This is a genomic window from Bradyrhizobium sp. SZCCHNR1043 (genome assembly GCF_032489675.1).
Classification (GTDB): Bacteria; Pseudomonadota; Alphaproteobacteria; order Rhizobiales; family Xanthobacteraceae; genus Bradyrhizobium.
In genome coordinates this window covers 116,992-137,378 of record NZ_JAUEYN010000011.1, presented here as the reverse complement: position 1 = coordinate 137,378, position 20,387 = coordinate 116,992, and the positions used below count along the sequence as shown (strand labels likewise).

28 protein-coding genes and 1 pseudogene are annotated in these 20,387 nt (G+C 65.8%); 20 read left to right on the top strand and 9 right to left on the bottom strand.

Annotated elements, in window-relative coordinates; translation table 11 throughout:
• Positions 1 to 57 precede the first annotated feature (57 nt).
• From QX039_RS20355 to QX039_RS20340, 4 genes are all read left to right on the top strand, one after another.
• The gene (locus QX039_RS20355; protein ID WP_315735657.1) at positions 58 to 279 is read left to right on the top strand and encodes a cysteine-rich CWC family protein; all 222 of its coding nucleotides are present in this window, start codon (positions 58 to 60) and stop codon (positions 277 to 279) included.
• Positions 276 to 959, top strand: a complete 684-nt coding sequence (locus tag QX039_RS20350) for an HAD family phosphatase (protein WP_315733945.1) — start codon at positions 276 to 278, stop codon at positions 957 to 959. Before QX039_RS20355 ends, QX039_RS20350 begins: the two co-directional genes overlap by 4 nt.
• A 276-nt stretch (positions 960 to 1,235) precedes the next feature.
• Positions 1,236 to 1,802, top strand: a complete 567-nt coding sequence (locus tag QX039_RS20345; protein WP_315733947.1) for a hypothetical protein — start codon at positions 1,236 to 1,238, stop codon at positions 1,800 to 1,802.
• A 15-nt stretch (positions 1,803 to 1,817) separates the two neighbouring features.
• Complete coding sequence (locus QX039_RS20340; RefSeq protein WP_315733949.1) at positions 1,818 to 2,303, top strand: hypothetical protein; 486 nt, start codon at positions 1,818 to 1,820, stop codon at positions 2,301 to 2,303.
• Here the strand turns inward: QX039_RS20340 and QX039_RS20335 are convergent.
• Positions 2,278 to 2,907 (bottom strand): helix-turn-helix domain-containing protein, encoded by a 630-nt coding sequence (locus QX039_RS20335; RefSeq protein ID WP_315733952.1) that lies wholly within the window; start codon positions 2,905 to 2,907, stop codon positions 2,278 to 2,280. The two genes, QX039_RS20340 and QX039_RS20335, sit on opposite strands and share 26 nt — an antisense overlap.
• A 102-nt stretch (positions 2,908 to 3,009) precedes the next feature.
• Between QX039_RS20335 and QX039_RS20330 the strand changes: the two genes are divergently transcribed.
• On the top strand, positions 3,010 to 3,792 hold the full coding sequence (locus QX039_RS20330) for a crotonase/enoyl-CoA hydratase family protein (RefSeq protein WP_315733954.1): 783 nt from the start codon (positions 3,010 to 3,012) through the stop codon (positions 3,790 to 3,792).
• Here QX039_RS20330 and QX039_RS20325 read toward each other — a convergent pair.
• The 3 genes from QX039_RS20325 to QX039_RS20315 are packed head-to-tail and all read right to left on the bottom strand — an operon-like array spanning position 3,789 to position 5,526.
• Positions 3,789 to 4,484 carry a glutathione S-transferase family protein gene (locus tag QX039_RS20325; protein ID WP_315771860.1) on the bottom strand — a complete coding sequence of 232 codons (696 nt, stop codon included), beginning with the start codon at positions 4,482 to 4,484 and terminating at the stop codon, positions 3,789 to 3,791. The genes QX039_RS20330 and QX039_RS20325 overlap by 4 nt on opposite strands.
• A gap of 30 nt (positions 4,485 to 4,514) precedes the next feature.
• A complete protein-coding gene (locus tag QX039_RS20320; protein WP_315771859.1) occupies positions 4,515 to 4,754 on the bottom strand; it encodes a hypothetical protein in 240 nt (79 codons plus the stop codon).
• Between the two features lie 7 nt (positions 4,755 to 4,761).
• On the bottom strand, positions 4,762 to 5,526 hold the full coding sequence (locus tag QX039_RS20315; protein WP_315771858.1) for a sulfite exporter TauE/SafE family protein: 765 nt from the start codon (positions 5,524 to 5,526) through the stop codon (positions 4,762 to 4,764).
• 90 nt (positions 5,527 to 5,616) lie between these two features.
• On the opposite strand from QX039_RS20315, the gene QX039_RS20310 reads away from it, so the two are divergent.
• From QX039_RS20310 to QX039_RS20280, 8 genes and pseudogenes are all read left to right on the top strand, one after another.
• On the top strand, positions 5,617 to 6,540 hold the full coding sequence (locus QX039_RS20310; protein ID WP_315771856.1) for a LysR substrate-binding domain-containing protein: 924 nt from the start codon (positions 5,617 to 5,619) through the stop codon (positions 6,538 to 6,540).
• 66 nt (positions 6,541 to 6,606) lie between these two features.
• A complete protein-coding gene (locus tag QX039_RS20305) occupies positions 6,607 to 6,819 on the top strand; it encodes a hypothetical protein (RefSeq protein WP_315733961.1) in 213 nt (70 codons plus the stop codon).
• 203 nt (positions 6,820 to 7,022) lie between these two features.
• Complete coding sequence (locus tag QX039_RS20300) at positions 7,023 to 7,205, top strand: hypothetical protein (protein ID WP_315733962.1); 183 nt, start codon at positions 7,023 to 7,025, stop codon at positions 7,203 to 7,205.
• A gap of 188 nt (positions 7,206 to 7,393) precedes the next feature.
• Positions 7,394 to 10,885 (top strand): excinuclease ABC subunit UvrB, encoded by a 3,492-nt coding sequence (gene uvrB / locus QX039_RS20295; protein ID WP_315771854.1) that lies wholly within the window; start codon positions 7,394 to 7,396, stop codon positions 10,883 to 10,885.
• A 22-nt stretch (positions 10,886 to 10,907) separates the two neighbouring features.
• Positions 10,908 to 11,222 (top strand): transcriptional regulator, encoded by a 315-nt coding sequence (locus QX039_RS20290; protein ID WP_315771852.1) that lies wholly within the window; start codon positions 10,908 to 10,910, stop codon positions 11,220 to 11,222.
• 29 nt (positions 11,223 to 11,251) lie between these two features.
• A pseudogene (locus tag QX039_RS33080) lies at positions 11,252 to 11,432 on the top strand (hypothetical protein); the annotation flags it as partial.
• A 136-nt stretch (positions 11,433 to 11,568) separates the two neighbouring features.
• A complete protein-coding gene (locus tag QX039_RS20285; protein ID WP_315771850.1) occupies positions 11,569 to 12,357 on the top strand; it encodes a DpnI domain-containing protein in 789 nt (262 codons plus the stop codon).
• A 472-nt stretch (positions 12,358 to 12,829) separates the two neighbouring features.
• Positions 12,830 to 13,093: a hypothetical protein gene (locus QX039_RS20280; protein WP_315771848.1), complete on the top strand. Its 264-nt coding sequence runs from the start codon at positions 12,830 to 12,832 to the stop codon at positions 13,091 to 13,093.
• A gap of 478 nt (positions 13,094 to 13,571) precedes the next feature.
• On the opposite strand, the gene QX039_RS20275 is transcribed toward QX039_RS20280, so the two are convergent.
• Positions 13,572 to 13,796, bottom strand: a complete 225-nt coding sequence (locus tag QX039_RS20275) for a hypothetical protein (protein WP_315735660.1) — start codon at positions 13,794 to 13,796, stop codon at positions 13,572 to 13,574.
• Positions 13,797 to 14,100: 304 nt separating this feature from the next.
• On the opposite strand from QX039_RS20275, the gene QX039_RS20270 reads away from it, so the two are divergent.
• The 6 genes from QX039_RS20270 (at position 14,101) to QX039_RS20245 (ending at position 17,504) form a co-directional block, all read left to right on the top strand.
• On the top strand, positions 14,101 to 14,547 hold the full coding sequence (locus tag QX039_RS20270) for a nuclear transport factor 2 family protein (protein ID WP_315733967.1): 447 nt from the start codon (positions 14,101 to 14,103) through the stop codon (positions 14,545 to 14,547).
• Positions 14,548 to 14,682: 135 nt separating this feature from the next.
• Entirely contained in the window at positions 14,683 to 14,949 is a 267-nt protein-coding gene (locus QX039_RS20265; RefSeq protein ID WP_315714089.1) for a hypothetical protein, read from the top strand.
• A gap of 189 nt (positions 14,950 to 15,138) precedes the next feature.
• The gene (locus QX039_RS20260) at positions 15,139 to 15,579 is read left to right on the top strand and encodes a nuclear transport factor 2 family protein (protein ID WP_315733968.1); all 441 of its coding nucleotides are present in this window, start codon (positions 15,139 to 15,141) and stop codon (positions 15,577 to 15,579) included.
• Positions 15,580 to 15,714: 135 nt separating this feature from the next.
• Positions 15,715 to 16,644 carry a hypothetical protein gene (locus QX039_RS20255; RefSeq protein ID WP_315771846.1) on the top strand — a complete coding sequence of 310 codons (930 nt, stop codon included), beginning with the start codon at positions 15,715 to 15,717 and terminating at the stop codon, positions 16,642 to 16,644.
• A 151-nt stretch (positions 16,645 to 16,795) separates the two neighbouring features.
• Positions 16,796 to 17,209 (top strand): hypothetical protein, encoded by a 414-nt coding sequence (locus tag QX039_RS20250; RefSeq protein ID WP_315714086.1) that lies wholly within the window; start codon positions 16,796 to 16,798, stop codon positions 17,207 to 17,209.
• Positions 17,210 to 17,366: 157 nt separating this feature from the next.
• The gene (locus QX039_RS20245) at positions 17,367 to 17,504 is read left to right on the top strand and encodes a hypothetical protein (protein ID WP_315733970.1); all 138 of its coding nucleotides are present in this window, start codon (positions 17,367 to 17,369) and stop codon (positions 17,502 to 17,504) included.
• Between the two features lie 59 nt (positions 17,505 to 17,563).
• Here the strand turns inward: QX039_RS20245 and QX039_RS20240 are convergent, their stop codons facing one another.
• The 3 genes from QX039_RS20240 to QX039_RS20230 form a co-directional block, all read right to left on the bottom strand.
• Entirely contained in the window at positions 17,564 to 17,713 is a 150-nt protein-coding gene (locus tag QX039_RS20240) for a hypothetical protein (RefSeq protein ID WP_315714401.1), read from the bottom strand.
• Positions 17,714 to 17,822: 109 nt separating this feature from the next.
• Entirely contained in the window at positions 17,823 to 18,302 is a 480-nt protein-coding gene (locus tag QX039_RS20235) for a MaoC family dehydratase (RefSeq protein WP_315733971.1), read from the bottom strand.
• The gene (locus QX039_RS20230) at positions 18,302 to 18,763 is read right to left on the bottom strand and encodes a MaoC family dehydratase (RefSeq protein ID WP_315733972.1); all 462 of its coding nucleotides are present in this window, start codon (positions 18,761 to 18,763) and stop codon (positions 18,302 to 18,304) included. The genes QX039_RS20235 and QX039_RS20230 overlap by 1 nt, the downstream gene beginning before the upstream one ends.
• A 220-nt stretch (positions 18,764 to 18,983) precedes the next feature.
• On the opposite strand from QX039_RS20230, the gene QX039_RS20225 reads away from it, so the two are divergent.
• Positions 18,984 to 19,274, top strand: coding sequence for a DUF4282 domain-containing protein (locus QX039_RS20225; protein ID WP_315714083.1), 291 nt, complete (start codon positions 18,984 to 18,986; stop codon positions 19,272 to 19,274).
• A gap of 15 nt (positions 19,275 to 19,289) precedes the next feature.
• Here QX039_RS20225 and ychF read toward each other — a convergent pair whose 3' ends face one another.
• Complete coding sequence (gene ychF / locus QX039_RS20220) at positions 19,290 to 20,387, bottom strand: redox-regulated ATPase YchF (RefSeq protein WP_315733974.1); 1,098 nt, start codon at positions 20,385 to 20,387, stop codon at positions 19,290 to 19,292.

Genomic DNA, 20,387 nt, shown 5'->3' with positions numbered 1-20,387 from the left:
TCACGCACTATACTTGCCCCGGCAGATGAACCGGACATGAAAAGGGGCTGGTCGGACGTGGCTCCGAACGTGACAAATCGTTTAGCGGACATGACCGCGCGGCAACTCACCTGCGAGTCGTGCGGCGCGGAGTTCAGCTGCGATCCCGGCGGCTCCTGCTGGTGCTTCGAAGAGGCCGTGCGCCTGCCGCTGCCCAACAACGGACAAAGCCGGTTCAAGGACTGCCTGTGCGTCAACTGCCTCAAGAGGCTGGCCGGCGAACCGGAGGCGGGATCGTGACGCGCTGGCACGTCGAAGCGGTCCTGCTCGACATGGACGGAACGTTGCTCGACACCGAGAAGGTCTATCTCGAAGCTGCGATCGCGGCGCTGAATGCGCTCGGCTACAGCGACGGCGTCGTCGAGCTCTGCCATGCGATGATCGGCATTCCCGGACCCGACAACGAGCAGACCCTGCGCGACCATTTCGGCGACGATTTTCCGCTGGTCGAAGTCAACCGCCTGTTCGCGGCCAAGACGATCGAGATCCTGCAGGCAGGCATGCCGCTGAAGCGCGGCGTCGTCGCGCTGCTCGACGCGATCGACGCGGTCGGCCTGCCCAAGGCCGTCGTCACCTCGTCCTCGCGCAGCACGGCCGCGGAGCATCTCCGCCTCGCCCGCATCGACCACCGCTTCGATGCGGTCCTGACGCGCGACGACGTGACCCGCGCCAAACCGCATCCGGACCTCTATCTGCTCGCCGCGGAACGGCTACGGACGCGCGCGCCGGCCTGCGTCGCAATCGAGGATTCCAATCCCGGCGTCGCCTCGGCGCACGCCGCAGGCGCGATCACCTTGATGGTGCCGGACATCGTGCCGCCGAACGATCATTCACGGGCGAATGCGGCGGCCGTGCTGCCGGATCTCGATGCCGCCATCGCGCTGCTCGCGCGCCGTTCGGTGTTGCCCGTCAAGACATGACGTCACGTCGGCAGGCTCGTCCGGCCATGCCGCTAATTCATCAGCCATTGTCTTCAAAGGCGGCAGAAGACGGTCACGATCGGTTCACGTCGTTGCGCGCCGCCGGCGGCCCTATCGGATGCATTAACCCGCACGCACTACCGTACAGGCGTTGGCGGATGGGCTTCTTTCATGTTGCGATTTATTGGCGCCGCAGGTGCGGCATTTTTGGTTGCGTTCGCAGGTGTGAGTTGGGCGGTGAGAGGCTTTCCGCTTCCGTATGGACCGTGGCGGGGCATGGCTCGGACGGCTTCGATTGAAACCGCGGCAAATCTCGCTGCGCCCTTGCGCGAGAGCGGGGCCGTTGTGACACCTCTATCTCCCCTGGTGGACAAGACCTTCGGCGGCCCGGAGGCAAAAGAGTTCGAGCGCAAGGCGTGGCTCGCGGAGCATACCTCGCAGAGCGACAAGAATCCCAAGCTCGACGCGTTGCGCATGGACGCGCTGCAGGCCGCGACGGCCTACAAGCTGTCGCCATGCGACAAGACCATGAAGCAGAACCTGGTGGACGCACTGACGGCCTATACTCGCGCCTATGTCGCCAAGCTGGATTGCAAGCGGCAGTTCTGGGGTGCAAAAATCTGCACGGACAAATCGCTCCAGGAGGCGGCCGACAGCGTCGGCACGCCGCTCGATCAGCGCGTGAAGGAGGCCTTGTTCGAAGCCTTCGACGAGAAGGGGATCACCAAGGCGGACTTTCCGGCCGATGTGCGCGAGGACGTCCCAATGTTCGCCGGACCCGGTCTCTGGTCCGACGAATCGTCGGTGTGCCGTATCCGGCAGGCGCAACGGGACCGGCGATAGCAAACGAGCGCTGCCATGAACCGGCTCATCTTCATCATCGCAGCCATCCTCGTCTGGCAGGTTGGCGGACGCCTGTTCCTGACCGACGCGCCGAGTGCGGCGGTTGCGTTTCCGCCCGTCACGGGCGCGGAGTTTCAGGACCACGAGAAATACACCGAGGACGCCCGGCGCTCGCAGCGCCAGGACGCGCTGAAGGCGCTCGATCTGGCGTGGAGCGACCGCTGCGGCGCCAAGCGCGACAGCTTCATCAGCGGCCTCAACCACTACTACTATCATCGGCAGAACCAGAACGAGCGCTATCCCGAGACCTATGGTCCGGCGGGCGCCGCCTACATCGCCGGCGTCTGGACGACCGCCGAGGATCGCCGGATCGAACGCCTGACCCAGGAAGCCTACGCCGCCGGCTACATCAAGCCGTCCGATTTCGACGGCATGGCGAGCCAGATGGTCGCGACGATCGTTCGCGGCGAGCGGGTCAGGGGACGCGGCTGCACCGGCTGACGGTCCTGCGGGGAGCGTATCGCCTCCCCTTTGGCAGCGCCGCCGCGACCAGCGTCCGTGCCGCCGCGCCCGCGGTCTCCATGTAGCTGGCGTCCCGATGCAGCAGCACGACCGCGAACGCGCCGTCGAGCAGCAGCAGCATCTGCCGCGCGAGCTCGCCCGCTTCGGCAATTCCCTGCTCTTCGAAGACCGCCAGCAGCCAGGCCTCGAACTTCTTCTTGTGGGCGGCGCCGATCCTGATCGCGGGATGGCCGGGCAGATTGGCGAGCTCCGCGGTGGTGCGCAGGAAGCCGCAGCCGCGCCATTTCGGATGCCGCGCGGCGCGCGCAAGCTGATTGAAGATCCCGGCGATCTTGTCGGGCAGCGCGCCCTCGGTCTCGTCGAACCAGCGCTTGAACAGCTCCAGGTTCGGCTGGTCGCGCGCGGTGAGATAGGCCGCGACCAGATCGTCCTTGCTGCGGAAATGATAGTACAGCGTCTTCTTGGTCACGCCGGCCTTCTCCGCCACCGCGTCGACGCTGACGGCGCGGATGCCCTCGGCATAGAACAGCCTGCTCGCGGCGGCGATGATGCGGGCGGGCGTGGGATCGGAGGATCGGGGCATGGCGGCGCTCGGTCTCGGTCAATGTATACTGACCAGTTAATATACCTCGGCTGCCGCGGCGCCTAGTCTTCGCTTGCTCCAACCGCCAGCCTGCGAGACGCCATGACCGACCTCCTCCTGCTCGACATCTCCGACCGCATCGCCACGATCACGCTGAACCGGCCGGAGCGACTGAACGCGCTCAGCTACGCGCTGATCGATCGATTGATGGCCGCGCTCGACCGCATCGAGACCGATGCCGGCGTCAGGGCCGTGATCCTCACCGGCGCGGGACAACGCGCCTTCTCGGCCGGCGCCGACATCGACGAATTCACCGCAAGCGTCCGCCAGGGGCGCGCCGCGGCGCTGCGCGACTTCGTCCGGCGCGGCCAGGCGATGACGGCGCGGCTGGAGGCGTTCCGCAAGCCGGTCATCGCCGCCGTGAACGGGCTCGCCTTCGGCGGCGGCTGCGAGATCACCGAGGCCGTGCATCTTGCGGTGGCGAGCGAGCGCGCCAGCTTCGCCAAGCCCGAGATCAGGCTCGGCATGCCGCCGACCTTCGGCGGCACGCAGCGGCTGCCGCGGCTGGTCGGCCGCAAGCGCGGACTCGAGCTGCTGCTGACCGGCGATTCTTTCCCGGCGCAGCACGCGCTGGAGATCGGCCTCGTCAACGCCGTCGTGCCGCACGACGAGCTGTTGCCGGCGGCGCGCGCGCTGGCGCAGCGCATCATCCGCCACGGGGCGGACACCATCGCCGGCATCATCACCGCCGCGACGCGCGGGCTCAACATGGCCGTCGGCGAAGGGCTGCAGGTCGAGAGCGAGCAGTTCGCGAGCCTGGTCGGCAGCCGCGATCTCACCGATGGGCTCGCGGCCTGGCGCGAGCGCCGGCCGCCGCGTTTCTAGACCGGGTGGCCCGGCGACTTGCGCGCCAGCCCGTCGAACGCATCGAGCAGCCGCTCGCGCCAGGCATGGACGCTGTCGCTCTCCTCCAGCAGCTTGAACGGGCTCACCACGCGCGCCCATTGGAAGCCGCCGAACACGATGTAGTCGGCATAGTCGGGCGTATCGCCGCCGATGAAGGCCTGCGTCTTCAAGGTCTGGCGCAGCGGCTCCAGCGACCTGCGGAAGCCGATGACCGCCTGGTCGCGCGAGGCCATGACCTCTTCGAGGCTCTTGCCGAACCGCGCCTCGCGCGACGCGCGGAAATAGTCGGCATCCTCGGCGGCGAGGTTCTTCGGAATGTCGGCGATGATCAGCGGGAAGATGCCGCCGACGATGGCGATATCACCCCAGGCATTGAGGAAGCGCGCCATCGCGCGGCCGCCGGCGCCGCCGAACAGCGACGGCCGGTCCGGATAGGTGTCCTCGAGGTAGTTGGCGATCGCCCAGGAATCGGCCACCGCGCGGTCGCCGTCGAGCATGACCGGCACCTTCTCCGATCCATGCGGCGCGATCGCGCTCTTCTCGGTGAAGCGCCACGGAATCGATTCTGCGCTCAGGCCCTTGTGCGCCAGCGCCATCCGCGCGCGCCAGCAATAGGGGCTGAACGGGCGGCCCGCATCGGTCCCGACGAGTTCATACAGCTTCACTGCCATTCCCGGTCTTTCCTCCAACTCCGGACCGTTCTAGCGCGCGACGCGGCCGTTGTCGCGCAACAGCTGCGCGCCGGCGTCGGTGACGATGATGAAGAGGCCGACGCCCGTGATCGCCTGGCGCGTGACATAGCCCAGATCGGCGGCATCCTCCCACACCGTCAGCCGCGGGCAGCTCGTTCGCCACGTCGCCACCACCTCGGCATGGCTGCGCGGCGCGCGCGCGATCCATTCGACGAAGTCGAGCACCAGGGGGTCTGCCGATACGGCCATGCTCGCCTCACTCTGCCGCCGCCGAGCTCTGCGCGGCCAGCAGCAGCCAGCCGCCATAGAGGATGTAGTAGCTCGCCACCGCCGTGATGATGCGGTGGGCCCAGGTGCGGAACTGCTGCTCGCTCATCGCCTCCAGCAGCCGCCGCGCCAGGCTCGTGCCGAGCATCGACGCTCCGACGGCGACGAGCGCGAGCACGGGATCGAGGCCCGCGGCCTGATCGATGATGCCGCCGAAATAGATCAGCTTGGTGAGGTGGCTCGCGACCTGACACGTCGCCTTGGTGGCGACGATCGCGCGGCGGTCGAACCGCGCGCCGAGAAAGAACGTGTCGAGCAGCGGCCCGGACACCCCGGTCATCAGCATCAGCCCCATGCAGATCGTGCCGTAGATCGCGCCCTGCCAGACACTGTCCGGATCGGGCCTGAGGCCGGCCGGCATCAGCCGCGCCATGAACGGCGTGACGCCGAGCAGCAGGAGCGCGACCGGCTTGTCAGGCACGTAGCGCACCAGGGACCACAGGCCGAGCGCCAGCGCGCAACCGACGAGATACACCGCGACCGGCCGCCAGCGGATGTGCCGGCGCCACAGCACGGCGCGCCAGCCGTTGGACGCCATCTGCGTCGCCGCGTGCAGCACCATCGCCGCCGGCAGCGGCATGATCGCCAAGAGCACGCCGATCAGGATCAGCCCGCCCGCCATGCCGAACAGGCCCGACAGGAACGCCGTCGCCACCATCAGCAATCCGAGCGCTGCAATCAGGGCTGGTGTCATGGCTGATCTCCTCGCCATGCAGATTGTCGCACTGGTGACGGCCGCACAAACCGAGTTATCTTGCCCTCCATCAGTTTTCCTGAGGGCTCGATGAGACGGCTGCTGTTCCTCAACGGCATCAAGGCATTCGAGGCGGCTGCGCGCACCGGCAGCTTCGCCGCGGCCGGCGGCGAGCTCAACGTCTCCGCGGCCGCGATCAGCCGCATGGTCAACCTGCTCGAGCAGCGGCTCGGCGTGGTGCTGTTCGAGCGCAAGGCCAACCGCCTGGCGCTGACCGCGCCGGGGCGCGCCTATCAGAGCGGGCTGACGCCGATCTTCGATGCGCTGTCGAGCCTGACCGCGCAGATCATGGCGCCATCGTCGATGCGCGTGCTGACGCTCGGCGTCGGTCCGACCTTCGCGATGAAATGGCTGATCCCGCGGCTCGCCGATTTCAGCACCGAGCAGCCGGACATCGAGGTCCGCATCACCACCGGCGGGGCGGCGGTGCCGTTCGGCGACGATTGGAGCTGCGGTATCAAGCTCGGCCACGGCGCCTGGCCGGGTCTCGTCGCTGAGCCGCTGTTCGCCGCCGATCTCGTGCCGGTGTGCACGCCGCGGCTGGCCGCGACCTTGAAGAAACCGGCCGACCTCAAGGGCCCGAGCCTGCTGCGGGTGTCGCATGCCGCCGAGGACTGGGCGCTGTGGCTGAAGGCCGCGGGCGCCACCCGCGTCAGCGCGCGCGGCACCGAGTTCCAGTATTACGGGCATGCGCTGCAGGCCGCGATCGACGGGCTCGGCGTCGCGATGGGCATCCGTCCCTATATCGACGATGACCTCGCGGCGGGACGGCTGGTTGCACCGTTCGCACTGACCGTCCCAAAAGGCGAGCGCTGGTATCTTGTCTACCGCCACTTCCAGGCCGGCCAACGTGATTTCGCCGCGTTCCGGCGCTGGATCATGCGCGCAGCGTCGCAACCCGCGACCCGGAATTCTCAGCGGAGGGACGCGATCAAAAAAGACGCTGACGTGTGAACCTGTTCACAAATGCCCGGACAAACTCATGCTGTTGTTGCAGTTTGGAACATCCAGGACTGCGCAATGACGTACTTGTACGAAGACTTCGCCATCGAGCCGTTCGAAGCAGGACGCGGCTTGTGGCACGCGCGGATCCGCCGCGCGGACATGACCCCGGTGGTGATCAATGGTGTTTCGTTCCCGTCTCTCGAAGTCGGCTTTGCCTGGTCCGATGCAGACATGGCGATCGCCGATGCCAAGAGCCACATCGACCGCTTCCGCAAGCGGTGGGACTGACGACGGCCAACTGATAGGCCGTCGCTTCGAGCATGCAACGGAGGATATCGACCGCCCCCCGGGAAAAGACGGATAGCGCGACGTGGAACAATCTTCGAGAGTGAAGTCCCCGAGAGTCCATCCGCGCGGCCAGACGGTTCCAAGCCAACAATCCAAACGCCAATTCGAAATGCCGAGTGTATTCGTAATGCGGACTGCAATTCATGGCTGAGCCTGCCGTCAAACACCTCGCTTATTCGGTGCGTACGCGATGCCCGGACTGCGATGCCGAGCTGAGCGTCCTGAGCGTCATCAACGGCCGCGGCGGTTCCGAGTACTGGGCCCTGCAATGCGTCGCCTGCCACGGCGTGCATCTCGACATCGTCGAGCAGCCGACCCGGCATTGAACCGCAGCGAGGCGTCGCTGGAGCGCCATCGCGCGCGCCACGGCTCGCGAGTCGCTCGCTGATCTCGTGTGGCCTTCCGCGTGCAGGCGCATCTCGGGCCGTCCTGCTGCCACCATGCTGTCAGCAAGGCCGCTGCGCGGCGCCCGATCACTCTTTCAAGTCGGCGTCATCCGTCCCATATTCGGGCCATGGCGAAGACCCCCGACACCCCCAAGAAGCCTGGCCGAACTCCGAAATCGAAAGCGCACCGGCCCGACGTGCAGCCGATCGCGCCCGCGCTCGCCGAGCTGCTGAATCCCGCCATCAACCGCGGCGAGAGCGGCATCGGTTCCTCAACGGGACTGAAGCCTCCGCCGGACAATTCCTGGGACCGCCGCAGCGGCGGCGAGGCCGCCGCGCACCGCGCGCGGGCGTCGACGCGCGGCAAGAGCGCTGAGGTTGCGGCCCGCGACACGTCCGATCGCCCGATCCCGCTGCGGCCGAATCCGCAGCCGGTGGGAGGGCGTTCGTCCGTCCGTGACACGTCACAAGCTTCAGCCCAGCAGGACGCTGCGCTCCCTCCCCCCTTGTGGGGGAGGGCTGGGGAGGGGGGTGCCCCAAGCAACACTGCCCGTGAATCCACCCCCGCCTCCTCCCCCCAAGGGGGAGAGGAGGAGAGCGTGGCGGCGCGACCTGAGTCCCCTCCCGCGTTGGCCGACGACTCAGACACAGCTCGTGCCGGAGTACCCCCCTCCCCACCCCTCCCCCACAAGGGGGGAGGGAGCGCCGCAGCGCATGCAGACGCGCCCTTTGACAACGCTGGCGAGTCAGGCCTCGCCGAAGCGCCGCAAGCCAATTACGGCACCGCCGCCACCATCCCGACGCTCGATCCCGAGCTGGCGCGGCAGCTTGGCCTGCCCACGGCCGAGGACGACGAGGAGGCGCTCGCCCGCCCGCCGCGCAGCAAGATGGAGGCGCTCGGCGTCAAGGCCACGGCCGAAGCGCTGGAGGCGCTGATCCGCGACGGCCGCCCCGAATTCCGCCGCGATGACGGCTCGACGCAGATCTGGACGCCGCACCGCCCGCCCCGCCCGGAGAAGTCCGAAGGCGGCGTGCGCTTCGAGATCAAGTCGGCCTATGAGCCGAAGGGCGACCAGCCGCAGGCGATCAAGGAGCTGGTCGAAGGCATCGCGCGCAACGACCGCACCCAGGTGCTGCTCGGCGTTACCGGCTCCGGCAAGACCTACACCATGGCGAAGGTGATCGAGGCGACGCAGCGCCCGGCGATCATCCTGGCGCCGAACAAGACGCTCGCCGCGCAGCTCTATGGCGAGTTCAAGAGCTTCTTCCCCGACAACGCGGTCGAGTACTTCGTCTCCTATTACGACTACTACCAGCCCGAGGCCTACGTCCCGCGCACCGACACCTATATCGAGAAGGATTCCTCGATCAACGAGCAGATCGACCGCATGCGCCACGCGGCGACGCGCGCGCTGCTCGAGCGCGACGACGTCATCATCGTCGCCTCGGTGTCCTGCATCTACGGTATCGGCTCGGTCGAGACCTACACCGCGATGACCTTCGCGCTGAAGAAGGGCGAGCGCATCGACCAGCGCCAGCTCATCGCCGACCTCGTCGCTTTGCAATACAAGCGCACCCAGCACGATTTCACCCGCGGCACCTTTCGCGTGCGGGGCGACGTCATCGACATCTTCCCGGCGCACTATGAGGACCGCGCCTGGCGCGTGAACCTGTTCGGCGACACCGTGGAGAACATCGAGGAGTTCGATCCGCTCACCGGCCACAAGCAGGACGAGCTGGAGTTCATCAAGGTCTACGCCAACTCGCACTATGTGACGCCGCGCCCGACTTTGGTGCAGGCGATGAAGTCGATCAAGTCGGAGCTGAAGATGCGGCTCGACCAGTTGCACGCGCAGGGCCGCCTGCTCGAGGCGCAGCGGCTGGAGCAGCGCACCACCTTCGACATCGAGATGATGGAGGCGACCGGCAGTTGCGCCGGCATCGAGAACTACTCGCGCTATCTCACCGGCCGCCTGCCTGGCGAGCCGCCGCCGACTTTGTTCGAATACGTCCCCGACAACGCGCTGGTGTTCGCCGACGAGAGCCACGTCACGGTCCCGCAGATCGGCGGCATGTTCCGCGGCGACTTCCGCCGCAAGGCGACGCTCGCCGAATACGGCTTCCGCCTGCCCTCCTGCATGGACAACCGCCCGCTGCGCTTCGAGGAGTGGGACATGATGCGGCCGCAGACGGTCGCGGTGTCGGCGACCCCCGGCGGCTGGGAGCTGAACGAGGCCGGCGGCGTGTTCGTCGAGCAGGTCATCCGCCCGACCGGCCTGATCGATCCGCCGGTCAACATCCGCCCCGCCCGCACCCAGGTCGACGATCTCCTCGGCGAGGTCCGCGCCACCGCGCAGGCGGGCTATCGCTCGCTGATCACGGTGCTGACCAAGCGCATGGCCGAGGATCTCACCGAATATCTGCACGAGCAGGGCATCCGCGTCCGCTACATGCATTCGGACATCGACACCATCGAGCGCATCGAGATCATCCGGGATCTCCGCCTCGGGGCCTTCGACGCCCTGGTCGGCATCAACCTGCTGCGCGAAGGCCTCGACATTCCCGAATGTGCGCTGGTCGCGATCCTCGACGCCGACAAGGAAGGTTTTCTGCGCAGCGAGACGTCGCTGATCCAGACCATCGGCCGCGCCGCGCGCAACGTCGACGGCAAGGTGATCCTCTACGCCGACCAGATGACCGGCTCGATGGAGCGCGCCATCGCCGAGACCAACCGCCGCCGCGAGAAGCAGGTGGAGTACAACACGGCCCACGGCATCACGCCGGAGAGCGTGAAGAAGTCGATCGGCGACATCCTCAACTCGGTCTACGAGCGCGACCACGTGCTGATCGAGACCGGCGGCGGCACCACCACCGACGACGTCATCTCGATCGGCCACAATTTCGAGGCGGTGCTGGCCGATCTCGAAACCCGCATGCGCGAGGCCGCCGCCGATTTGAACTTCGAGGAGGCCGCCCGCCTGCGCGACGAGGTCAAGCGCCTGCGCGCCACCGAGCTCGCCGTCGTCGACGACCCCACCGCCAAGCAGCGCACCGTGCAGGGCAAGGCGGGCAGCTACGCCGGCGCCAAGAAGTACGGCGACGCCGCCAACCTCCCGACCACGGCCCTGAAGGGCCGCGGCTCGGCAGCACGCGGCGGCGGTGCGTCAAGCCGCGCGGGCGGTCCCTCCGTTCCCTCCCCCCTCGTGGGGGAGGGCCAGGGAGGGGGGCCCACGAGTCGCGGCGGCCGTGGCGGAGCAAAATCCCGCGACAGAGATCCGCTCGCGCCACTCCTCGACGAACTCACCGGCTCCTCGCGCCGCGAGGACGGTCGCTCCTCCCCCTCCCCCCTTGCGGGGGAGGGTCGGGGTGGGGGGGCCACGAGTCGCGGCGCCCATGGCGCAAGCACCGCCTCCAAAGTCCACAAGCCGCATCTCGACGAGATGCACGGCCCGGAGTCCCTGCCCTACCGCCCCAACCCCAAGCTGCCCGAAAAACCGTTCGGTAGCACCAGCCGCATCATCCAGCCGACCAACTCGCGCGAGTCCGGCCCCGAATTCGGCCCCGCCCCGCGCTCTACCGGCGGGCAGCCTGGCAAACGGGGTGGGTGGAAGAAGCGGTGAGCGTCGTCCGTGGGGAAAAGCGATGACCGTGAAGACGAAGCGTTTCGACAAGCTGCTTCATCGGCAGGCGAAGGCGGACACGAGATTCGCGGCGGCGCTTCTTCGCGAAGGCGTCGACGCGATGCTCAGCGGCGACATGGAAACGGGGAAAACCATTCTTCGCGACTACATCAAGGCGACCGTCGGATTCGAGAAGCTCGGTGAGGCGATCGATACACCGCCCAAGAGCCTGATCCGCATGTTCGGCCCGCAAGGCAATCCTCAGGCCAAGAACCTCTTAAGCGTGATCGCTTATCTGCAGAAGCAGGCGGGATTGCAGCTCCACGTCACCGGCTAAGCGCTCGATCGAGCGTCGGCCAAGTCGACAGGCTGCATCTGGACCAAATGCACGGCCAGGAGTCGCTGCCCTACCGCCCCCTGCCGGAAAAATCTTTCCGGTCCGTATCATCCAGCCGACCAACTCGCGCGACTCAGGCCCCGAATTCGGTCCTGCCCCCGCTCGACCGGTGGCGCGCCGGGAAAGCGCGGCGGATGGAAGAAGCGGTGAGGTGTAAACCATCTCGCCGCGTCATTGCGAGGAGCGACAGCGACGAAGCAATCCAGTCTATGCACTTGGCCTGATCTGGATGCTTCGCTTCGCTCGCAATGACGTCCGGCCCGCGATCTCGACTGGAAAACATATCATGTTGAGCTACTCTGCTCACATGAAACTCGGCTTTGAAGAACCTCAGACTGCCTACACCAGCGGCACGCAGAAGGCGCGGGCCTGGACCGAAGCTTGGGTCGGCGCGCAAGCCTATTGTCCGAACTGCGGCCGATCGAACATGGCGCAGTTTCCCAACAACAGCCCGCTGGCCGACTTCTTCTGTACGAACTGCAGCGAAGAGTTCGAGCTGAAGAGCCAGAAGAAGGTATTCGGCGCCAAGGTCGCCGACGGCGCCTATGGGACGAAGTGCGAGCGGCTGGCCGCCAGCAACAATCCCAATCTCCTGCTGATGAACTATGACCGTGACACCCGGTCGGTCATCAACCTCTTCGTCGTGCCGAAGCATTTCTTTGTCCGCGACATCATCGAGCAGCGCAAGCCACTCGCGGCGACCGCGCGCCGCGCAGGGTGGGTTGGCTCGAACATTCTTCTCGATCGCGTTCCCGCGTCGGGCAAGATTCACATCGTCCAGAATCGCGTCGTCCGCGCGAAGGAGGTCGTGCTGCAGGAGTGGAGCCGGACGCTCTTCCTCCGCAAGGAATCCCTGGATTCACGCGGATGGCTGATCGAGGTCTTGAAATGCGTCGAGTCGCTCGGCAAAGCGGAATTCACGCTCGACGATGTCTACGCTTTCGACCGCCATCTCAGCCTGCTCTATCCCGGCAACCAGAACGTCCGACCGAAAATCCGCCAGCAGCTCCAGTTCCTGCGCGATCAGGGATTCCTGGAGTTCGTATCGCGCGGCCGCTATCGTTTGAAGACGTGAGGTCCGGCAATGGCCCGGTTCTTGAACTTCTATCGTTGTGAACGTTGCGCGCAGGCCTGGACCGATGAATGGTCGTGCATGTGCGACGACGAGTGTCCTCATTGCGGCGCCCGCGACATGTCTCCGTCCCGGAGCGAGGACCTGACAGAGCTGATTTTGAGCAATGAGGATTGCTTTGTCGTCCTGCGATCGGCTGATGACGCGAGGACGAGCCGTCCTATGAAGAGCTCGGGCGGTTCTCGAGCCGAGCCAAAGCGGAAGAATTTCTCGCGGCGTCGGACCCAAATTAGGGGTGCCCTTCACGAAATCCGTCAGACGGCCCGCCAGACAACGCGAGAGATGAAGCGCGCGTCTTCCGAAAAAAAATAAACTTCTTGCGCTTTATCGGAATTCATGATTTTCTCCCCCGCATCCCGCCTCACCGCAGAGGGGCGTTGCGCGCGATCGTCACGACACGCGAGGTGGGAATGCGATGGCCGCGACGAAGCCGCAGCGCATCTTCGGATGCGCGGACGAACGGCAGCTTGCGGACGTGAAGTCGCAGCGTCCTGATACCCCGATGCTGGTATCCAGCATGACGCGCGCAAGCGCGTCGTGCGACATGGTGGCCAACAAGCCCGGCGCACCAGGGAGACTGCGTATAAGCGTGAAGACCGTCGCGCAGGGAATGCCGGTTGAATCGGCTTTGCCTGTGGTACTGCCGCCTGCATTTTTTTCGCAGGCGGGCCATGGGTGAGGCCTTCACCCGGCATTCCCTGCGCCCTCTGCACTCACGAGGGCCACGCGGATCGTATCACTCGGGCATCACATGCCGCGAGACCGCGCCGTCATGTCCCGGAGCAATCCTTAGCTGTTTGAATCGTAAATCCGTTGTTCTCTCCACTGCCGTCGCGGGCAGGCTGCGACGCGACAGCGCGGCGCGGCGACCTGGGATCCATACGCAGCGGCGGTCGTGAGGGACAAGAAGCCAATAGCAAGCGTGCCTCAAACCGCTCCCTGGGGGTATGGGTCCCGGCGTTCGCCGGGACGACAACAGGGTTTGTTGAGGCCGATGCGCATCATCCTCGCTGACGTAACGGAAAAAGCCACGACGCGAACAAGCGGCGCTCTCTTGTAGCCGGCACCTCCGGCACGGACCGAACGCCCGGTCACGCCGGGCCATCGCCGCCAGCTTGAGGTGAAGGCACGCCAAGCACGATGGACGCGCGGATCAACTACGTCCGGCCCTGCCCGTTGACCTGGCCCTGCTGTTGCTGCTGACGCTCCTGCTCCTTGGCACGGTGACGGCCATAGAGGCAGCCGGCGGCGGCGCCGAGCACGCCGTGATGACCGGCATAGTGGCCGGCAACGCCGCCGACGATGGCGCCCTTGATGCAGCCCTTGGCTTCGGCGGCCTGCGTCGACAGCAGCGCCAGCGCTGCGACGGAGGCGGCGAGCATGGTCTTGGTGATCGACATCTTCGTGATCGAGCTCCGCAAGAATGGTGCGGGGTAACGGCGACGCGGCGAAGCGGTTCCCGCCTCGCAACCGGCATGACGCCTTGCGCGAACCTTTCGCGCGCGGGGATGACCCATGGGGTGAGAGATGGCCCGAGACATGATCATGACGCGATCCCGCGCCAAGCTTCCGTTCACCGTACCGGCGCATTGCGCCGGCAGACGGTGACGCAAGTGGTTGACGGCTGCGGGCCGGCATCTCCAGAACGCCATCGCCGACGCGGGCATTCCCGTCAGTGGAGACAGGATGATCGAGCACATCAACAAGCAGCGCGTGCGCAAGCTGCTCGAGGCCCATGCCGCCGGCGATTTCGACAGCGTGCTGGCGCATTGCACCGACGATCTCGAGCACTTCGCCTCGGCGCCGATCGACATCTTCCCCCATCTCGGCGGCCGCCGGGGCAAGGCCGAGGTGCGGCAGATGTGGGAGACGGCACGCAGCCGCTATGCCGAGGTCCGGCACGAGATCAAGACCATGATCTGCGAAGGCGACCAGGTCGCCGTGGATCTGCGCATCTTCCTGCGCAAGCGCGACAACGACCGCATCGTGCAATACGACCTCGCAGCCTTCTACACGCTGCGCGACGGCCGCGTCGCCCGCATCCGCGAGATCATGGACACCTACGACCTAGTGCAGCAGGTGCTGGAATGCGATCTCAGCCGGCTGCTGATCGCGGGCGCCGCCCGGCCCTGAGGCCCGGCACGGCGGTTGCGGAGGCCAGCCCTGACCGGCCGATCACGGAAACGTCACCAACGGCGGCGCCGTTGCCTTGAACCTGTGGCCCGGGCTCCGCACCCCATCAGCGGTGGTATACGGGGCATCGGTGACATGAGAATAGCATTCCTGGCGATGGCCGGACTGGTGATGGGCGTCGTCGGCGGCGCGACGATCGGAGTAGGGCTTGGACTGGCCTGGATCGAGCTGTTCAACACCAGCGAATTCGAAGGCTATGCAGGCATGCTGGTGTTCTTCACGTTCATGCCGCTCGGCGCCCTGATCGGCGGTCTCGCCGGCGCCACCCTGTTCGGCATGGCCGCCTTCCGCGACCACGAGGTCGCGATCGCGCAGCAGCGGATGCAGCACGAAGGACGTTGACGGGGTCCTGGCGCCCCGCTGCCGGCCCGGCGTGCATTTGTGCAATGCAAAAAGAACCGTTGCGCGCGCAGGTGGCTGATTTATGTGAGGTGTAAGAGAGATAGATTCGGCGCCCCGGCGTGACGTCCATTGCGGCGTCGCCTTCGGGTCGGCGCGCCCCCTCGCAAGCCAGTTCAGGATCCCGAGCCGATGACGGAGCACAGCCTCTGGCGTCTGTCGCGCGCATTGCATGGCGCGATCAACGACCGCCGTTTCGACGATTTCGCCGAGCTTCTCGACGACGACATCGACTGGGCCATCTACGGCCCGATCGACATGTTTCCCTTCCTCGGCGCGCGGCACGGCCGCGCGGCGGTGCTCGACGCCGTCAGGCAGATCGCGGACAATGTGAGCATCCGGCGGCTGGAGCGCGAGACCTTGATGCTGGACGAGACCAGCGCGGCGACGATGGTCCGCTGCGCGATGACGGCGCAGGATTCCGACAAGCCGATCACCGCGCGGCTCGCGCAATTCATGCAATTCCGCGCCGGAAAGCTCGCCCGGCTGCGGATCCTGATCGATACGTTCGATCTGGTCGAGCAGACGCTCGGCCGCTCCATCGACCTGCCGCGCATCGGCAGCTTCGCCTGAGCCCGCCGCCCCCGCGGGTTGGATTGTGGTCGCACTCACCGACAACCCAACAGATCGTGACTGGCGCAGCCATAATTTTGCGCCAAGATTCCACCATATTCCGGCACACAGGTTCGGGCGGCGGGGGTTGCTCTCATGACATCGTATGGTTGCGCGCTGGCGGTTTTTACGGCCGGCTTCGGCCTTCTTGCGTCCGCCGCGCAGGCCCAGACGCTGATGCAGGCACCGCAACCGCTGCAGATCGTGCCCTGGCAGCAGATCGCGCCGGAGCCAGAGGACGAGGACAAGTCCGAGGACCAGGCCGCAGCGGCCGACCCGATGAAGGACATCAACGTCGAAAAGCTCGACTGGAGCCAGCTCGCGATCGACGACACCACCTTCCTCGACCGTCCCGAAGCCGCCGCCGCGGCGAGGCGCAAGGCCGCCGCAGAGAAAGCCGCCGCGCTCGACTGGTCGAACCAGAACAAGGGCAGCCTCGCCTCGGGCGTGTCGGTCAAGCAGTCGGTGTCGCCGTTCTGGGACGCCCGCGTCGGCGCCGACATGACGGTCGCCCGGCAGCCGACCACGATGTCGGAATTGCTGGCGGAGAAGGCCGAGAACGGCGGCAATGCTCCGCAATCCGGCGGCTCGGCCTGGGCGGCCGTCACCGCGCCTGGCGCCGGCTCGATCTGGGACAAGACCGCCATCGAGGCCCGCGTCAACCCCGGCTCGGACCAGAGCCGGCTGGGCACCACCATCACCAAGGCGGTGCCGATCGATCACTACAATCTGACCCTGCAGAACGGTTACAACGTCACCCAGCAGGGCATGGTGCCGATTCCCGGCGCGGCGCCGAAGACCAGCCGCAGCTTCGACACCGAGCAATCCGCCAGGCTCTCGATCGGCGACACCGGCACCAGCGTCACCGCCGGCCAGACCTTGTCGTCCAGCGACGACAAATGGCTGCGCAAGCTCGGTGCCGAGCAGAAGCTGTCGGATGGCCTGAGCGTATCCGGCTCGGTCAGCGAGACCGCGCAGGGCGGCACCAGCAAGAGCATTTCAGCCGGCTTCAAGCGGAGCTGGTGACGTTCACCATTGCGGCAGCCCGCCATGAATGGTCGAACCATCGCCGCGACTTCGCCGCGGTGCGGCCCAATTTGGCCGCACTGATAGGCTTTGAGAAGTTCGTCGTGCGGGGACACCGCGCTCGCTTGAACGCGAAATGAGGAAATAGCCGATGAATGTCATTCGTCCGGACAAGATCGATGGAACTGAAGCCGAGCTGGATACGGATCTGGCGGCGGTCTCCGAAGTCGAGGCCGGCATTCGTGATTTCGTCCGTAATGATATCGCCTATCTGCGCCGTCCCAATGCGGCCGCCACGGCCGAGGCTTCGATCGACGCCGATGCGGCGGTGAACAGCGTCACCACGCTGATCCAGCGCGTCGCCGGCACCTCCCTGTCGGAGATCGAGAACCTGATCGGGGAGCTCGAGAGCCTGCGCGAGCTGCTGCACGCCGAGGGACAGCGGGTGCAGCGCGAGATCGCGAGCTATGCGCAGCTCAGCCAGGCGGCGATGAAGTCGACCCGGGCGATCGCCGAGAACGTGACGCAGTGGAAGCGCGCCGCCGACGGCCTGCGCAGCAGCTGAGCGTTCTTTCCGGACCTTGAAGAGGACCGCCGTGCGAGCCATCGCGCGGCGGTTTTCGTCTTTGCAGCGCCTCGCCCTTGAACGTGACCCGGCCCTCCCGCGACCAACTCCCGCCCATCTCGTGGCGGGCAGGTTGCGTCAAGAGGGTGTCACTTTCATGGAAACGATCCGGCCGGAAAACACCGATCCGATTCCTCTGAGGCCTGAGCCTCAGCGGATCGGGACCATCATGGTCCGCTTCGTCGGTTTGCTGGTGGTGGCGATGGCGGTCATGGTGCTCATCTGGAGCCGCTAGACCGCCTCTACAAACAACAGAACTGCGTGGTCCGTTCTGGTTAACGAGTAGTTAATCCGTCACTCGTTGATCGTCGCTGACGTCTCCAGCGAATACGAGCCGTCGGCATAGCCCTTCACGACCATTCCCGTCGCGAGCATCACCGCGAGCGTCACGCTGGCAAAGATAAAGCCGAGGAGTTTCAGACCACCGCGATCTGCCATACTCATCCCCCACATCCTGATCCCTGATTGGCTGTCTTATAGAGTCGGAGTTCAGAATGCGTTAGCGCGAAGTTCGTTCCGCGCCGACAATCCTACGAAGCGTGACCTTTTCGCCTCAACCCTCGTTCCGTCGAGGGACAAAGGCCGATGCCAGCACCGAGAACACCAGATCGCCGTGCTGATTGATGCCGGTATTGCGCGCCTGCAGGATGCCCCACTCCGGGCGCGACGCCGACGCGCGAAGCGAATCAATCTCACTGGAAAAGCTGATCGTATCACCCGCAAGCACCGGCTTGTGCCAGCGCAGATCCCGAAAACCGGGAGAAGGACCTCCGAGGACGATCGGCTCGCCGCGCGAGCGCGCGATCTCCAGGAGGCGCTGATTATCCGCGACGATCAGCTTCATGCAGACGGAGCCGATGTGCCATCCCGATGCCGCGAGCCCGCCGAACAGCGATCGGCGGCCCTCTTCCTCGTCGAGGTGAAAGCGTTGCGGATCGAATTGAACGGCAAAGCGCTTAATCTCTTCGGCTGTGAACGTGTAGGAGCCGAGCTCTCGGCGCTGGCCGACCTGAAGATCTTCGAAAAAGCGCATCAGCCCACCTGCCCGCGGCTCTCACGGCGCTCGACGATGATCGGCGAAACCATCTCGCAAAGCCTCATGCCCGCCTTGTTGCGCACGCTGCATTTGAAGGTGACGATCCCGGTCGACGAACGGCTCCGCGACACCCGCGCTTCCAGAACCTCCACATCGAGCATCAGCTCATCGTCGGGACGCAGGGGCGAGAGCCACCGGACCTCGTTGACGCCCGGTGAACCGAGCGAGGCGGTGCGGCCGATGAAGCCGTCGAACATCATGCGCATCATCAGCGAGCAGAGGTGCCAGCCCGAGCCGGACAGGCCCCTGAGCATCGACTGCGAGGCGGCTTCTTCGTCCAAATGCATCGGCTGCGGATCAAACTCAGAGGCGAAGGCGATGATCTCGTCGCGGGTGACGTGTCGCGGGCCAAAGCTGCCGAACGGGCCTTGCGGAAAATCTTCGAAGGTGAGGGTCATGAGGCTGGGAATGGCTGAAAGAAGCCCGATTGTGGCCGCACTTTGCAGCAATCACAACCGGGCCGCTCGCATGGCTGACGCCCGGTCCAGTCGCACGAGAGTGCCAGAAGGCGCCACACACTGGGACCAACTCGGCCGCCGCGCATGTCGTCTGGCGCGAGAGTCGAGCAGGACTTAAAGACGGATTCGACTTCGATTCGGACGTGGCCGGGGGATCAGGATGTTGGAATTTCGCGATTTGTTCCAGTGGGACCGCTTCATCACGCCCACCATCATCAAGACGTTCTATTGGCTCGTGATTGCGCTGATCATCCTGTCGGGAATTCGCGGCATTTTCACGGGCCTCTCCGAAATGGCAATCAGCCCATTCGGCGGTTTCCTGATGCTGTTGTCCTCGCTCGCCGGAATCATCGTCGGCATGGTGTTCTCGCGCATCATCGCCGAGTTCGTGCTGATCGTCTTCCGTATCAACGAGCACCTCGGCGCGATCCGCGAGCAGGGGCGGATGTAGCCGCCCCACAGGCTCTCAGTTGTTGAAGCGGAAGTGCATCACGTCGCCGTCGGCGACGACATACTCCTTGCCTTCGAGCCGCAGCTTGCCACCCTCGCGCGCGCCCGCCTCGCCGCCAAGCGCGACGTAGTCGGCAAAGGCGATGGTCTCGGCGCGGATGAAGCCCTTCTCGAAATCGGTGTGGATGACGCCGGCAGCCGCTGGCGCCTTGGTGCCACGGTGAATGGTCCAGGCCCGCGCCTCTTTCGGCCCTACGGTAAAATAGGTGATCAGGTCGAGCAGCTGATAGCCGGCGCGGATGAGCCGATCGAGGCCAGCCTCTTCGAGCCCCAAGGTCTCCAGGAAGTCGACGCGCTCCTCGCGCGACAGCGTCGCGATCTCAGACTCGATCTTGGCTGAGATCACGACGGCGACCGCACCCTCTTCCTTGGCCCGCTCGAACACCGCCTGGGAGAAACTATTGCCGTCCTTGGCAGAGCTTTCCTCGACATTGCAGACATAGAGCACGGGCTTGGATGTCAGCAGGCCGAGCATGCCGAAGGCGCGCTCCTCTTCAGGCTTACGCTCCAACAGCCGCGCCGGTTTGCCGTCGCGCAGCAGCACCAGAGCACGGGTGACGAGCTCGTACTGCTCCTTGGCATCCTTGTCGCCGCCCTTGGCCTTCTTGGACAGGTTGTCGACCCGCTTCTCGAGGCTGTCGAGATCGGCCAGCATCAGCTCGGTCTCGATGGTCTCGATATCGGCGAGCGGCGCGATCTTGCCCTCGACATGGGTGATGTCGGAATCCTCGAAGCAGCGCACGACATGCGCGATCGCGTCGACCTCGCGGATGTTGGCGAGGAACTGGTTGCCGAGGCCTTCACCCTTGGAGGCGCCGCGCACCAGGCCGGCGATATCGACGAAGGTCAGCCGCGTCGGGATGATCTGTCCCGACTTGGCGATGGCCGCGAGCTTCTCCAGCCGCGGATCGGGCACGGCGACCTCGCCGACATTCGGCTCGATGGTGCAGAACGGATAGTTCGCGGCCTGCGCCGCCGCCGTCTCCGTCAGCGCGTTGAACAGCGTCGACTTGCCGACATTGGGCAACCCGACGATTCCGCATTTGAATCCCAT

Coding starts and splice junctions, on each gene's coding strand:
- QX039_RS20345 (WP_315733947.1), top strand. CDS start 1,236: ATGGCTCGGACGGCTTCGATTGAAACCGCGGCAAATCTCGCTGCGCCC.
- QX039_RS20340 (WP_315733949.1), top strand. CDS start 1,818: ATGAACCGGCTCATCTTCATCATCGCAGCCATCCTCGTCTGGCAGGTT.
- QX039_RS20335 (WP_315733952.1), bottom strand. CDS start 2,907: ATGCCCCGATCCTCCGATCCCACGCCCGCCCGCATCATCGCCGCCGCG.
- QX039_RS20330 (WP_315733954.1), top strand. CDS start 3,010: ATGACCGACCTCCTCCTGCTCGACATCTCCGACCGCATCGCCACGATC.
- QX039_RS20325 (WP_315771860.1), bottom strand. CDS start 4,484: ATGGCAGTGAAGCTGTATGAACTCGTCGGGACCGATGCGGGCCGCCCG.
- QX039_RS20320 (WP_315771859.1), bottom strand. CDS start 4,754: ATGGCCGTATCGGCAGACCCCCTGGTGCTCGACTTCGTCGAATGGATC.
- QX039_RS20315 (WP_315771858.1), bottom strand. CDS start 5,526: ATGACACCAGCCCTGATTGCAGCGCTCGGATTGCTGATGGTGGCGACG.
- QX039_RS20310 (WP_315771856.1), top strand. CDS start 5,617: ATGAGACGGCTGCTGTTCCTCAACGGCATCAAGGCATTCGAGGCGGCT.
- QX039_RS20305 (WP_315733961.1), top strand. CDS start 6,607: ATGACGTACTTGTACGAAGACTTCGCCATCGAGCCGTTCGAAGCAGGA.
- QX039_RS20300 (WP_315733962.1), top strand. CDS start 7,023: ATGGCTGAGCCTGCCGTCAAACACCTCGCTTATTCGGTGCGTACGCGA.
- uvrB (WP_315771854.1), top strand. CDS start 7,394: ATGGCGAAGACCCCCGACACCCCCAAGAAGCCTGGCCGAACTCCGAAA.
- QX039_RS20290 (WP_315771852.1), top strand. CDS start 10,908: ATGACCGTGAAGACGAAGCGTTTCGACAAGCTGCTTCATCGGCAGGCG.
- QX039_RS20285 (WP_315771850.1), top strand. CDS start 11,569: ATGTTGAGCTACTCTGCTCACATGAAACTCGGCTTTGAAGAACCTCAG.
- QX039_RS20280 (WP_315771848.1), top strand. CDS start 12,830: ATGGCCGCGACGAAGCCGCAGCGCATCTTCGGATGCGCGGACGAACGG.
- QX039_RS20275 (WP_315735660.1), bottom strand. CDS start 13,796: ATGCTCGCCGCCTCCGTCGCAGCGCTGGCGCTGCTGTCGACGCAGGCC.
- QX039_RS20270 (WP_315733967.1), top strand. CDS start 14,101: ATGATCGAGCACATCAACAAGCAGCGCGTGCGCAAGCTGCTCGAGGCC.
- QX039_RS20265 (WP_315714089.1), top strand. CDS start 14,683: ATGAGAATAGCATTCCTGGCGATGGCCGGACTGGTGATGGGCGTCGTC.
- QX039_RS20260 (WP_315733968.1), top strand. CDS start 15,139: ATGACGGAGCACAGCCTCTGGCGTCTGTCGCGCGCATTGCATGGCGCG.
- QX039_RS20255 (WP_315771846.1), top strand. CDS start 15,715: ATGACATCGTATGGTTGCGCGCTGGCGGTTTTTACGGCCGGCTTCGGC.
- QX039_RS20250 (WP_315714086.1), top strand. CDS start 16,796: ATGAATGTCATTCGTCCGGACAAGATCGATGGAACTGAAGCCGAGCTG.
- QX039_RS20245 (WP_315733970.1), top strand. CDS start 17,367: ATGGAAACGATCCGGCCGGAAAACACCGATCCGATTCCTCTGAGGCCT.
- QX039_RS20240 (WP_315714401.1), bottom strand. CDS start 17,713: ATGAGTATGGCAGATCGCGGTGGTCTGAAACTCCTCGGCTTTATCTTT.
- QX039_RS20235 (WP_315733971.1), bottom strand. CDS start 18,302: ATGCGCTTTTTCGAAGATCTTCAGGTCGGCCAGCGCCGAGAGCTCGGC.
- QX039_RS20230 (WP_315733972.1), bottom strand. CDS start 18,763: ATGACCCTCACCTTCGAAGATTTTCCGCAAGGCCCGTTCGGCAGCTTT.
- QX039_RS20225 (WP_315714083.1), top strand. CDS start 18,984: ATGTTGGAATTTCGCGATTTGTTCCAGTGGGACCGCTTCATCACGCCC.
- ychF (WP_315733974.1), bottom strand. CDS start 20,387: ATGGGATTCAAATGCGGAATCGTCGGGTTGCCCAATGTCGGCAAGTCG.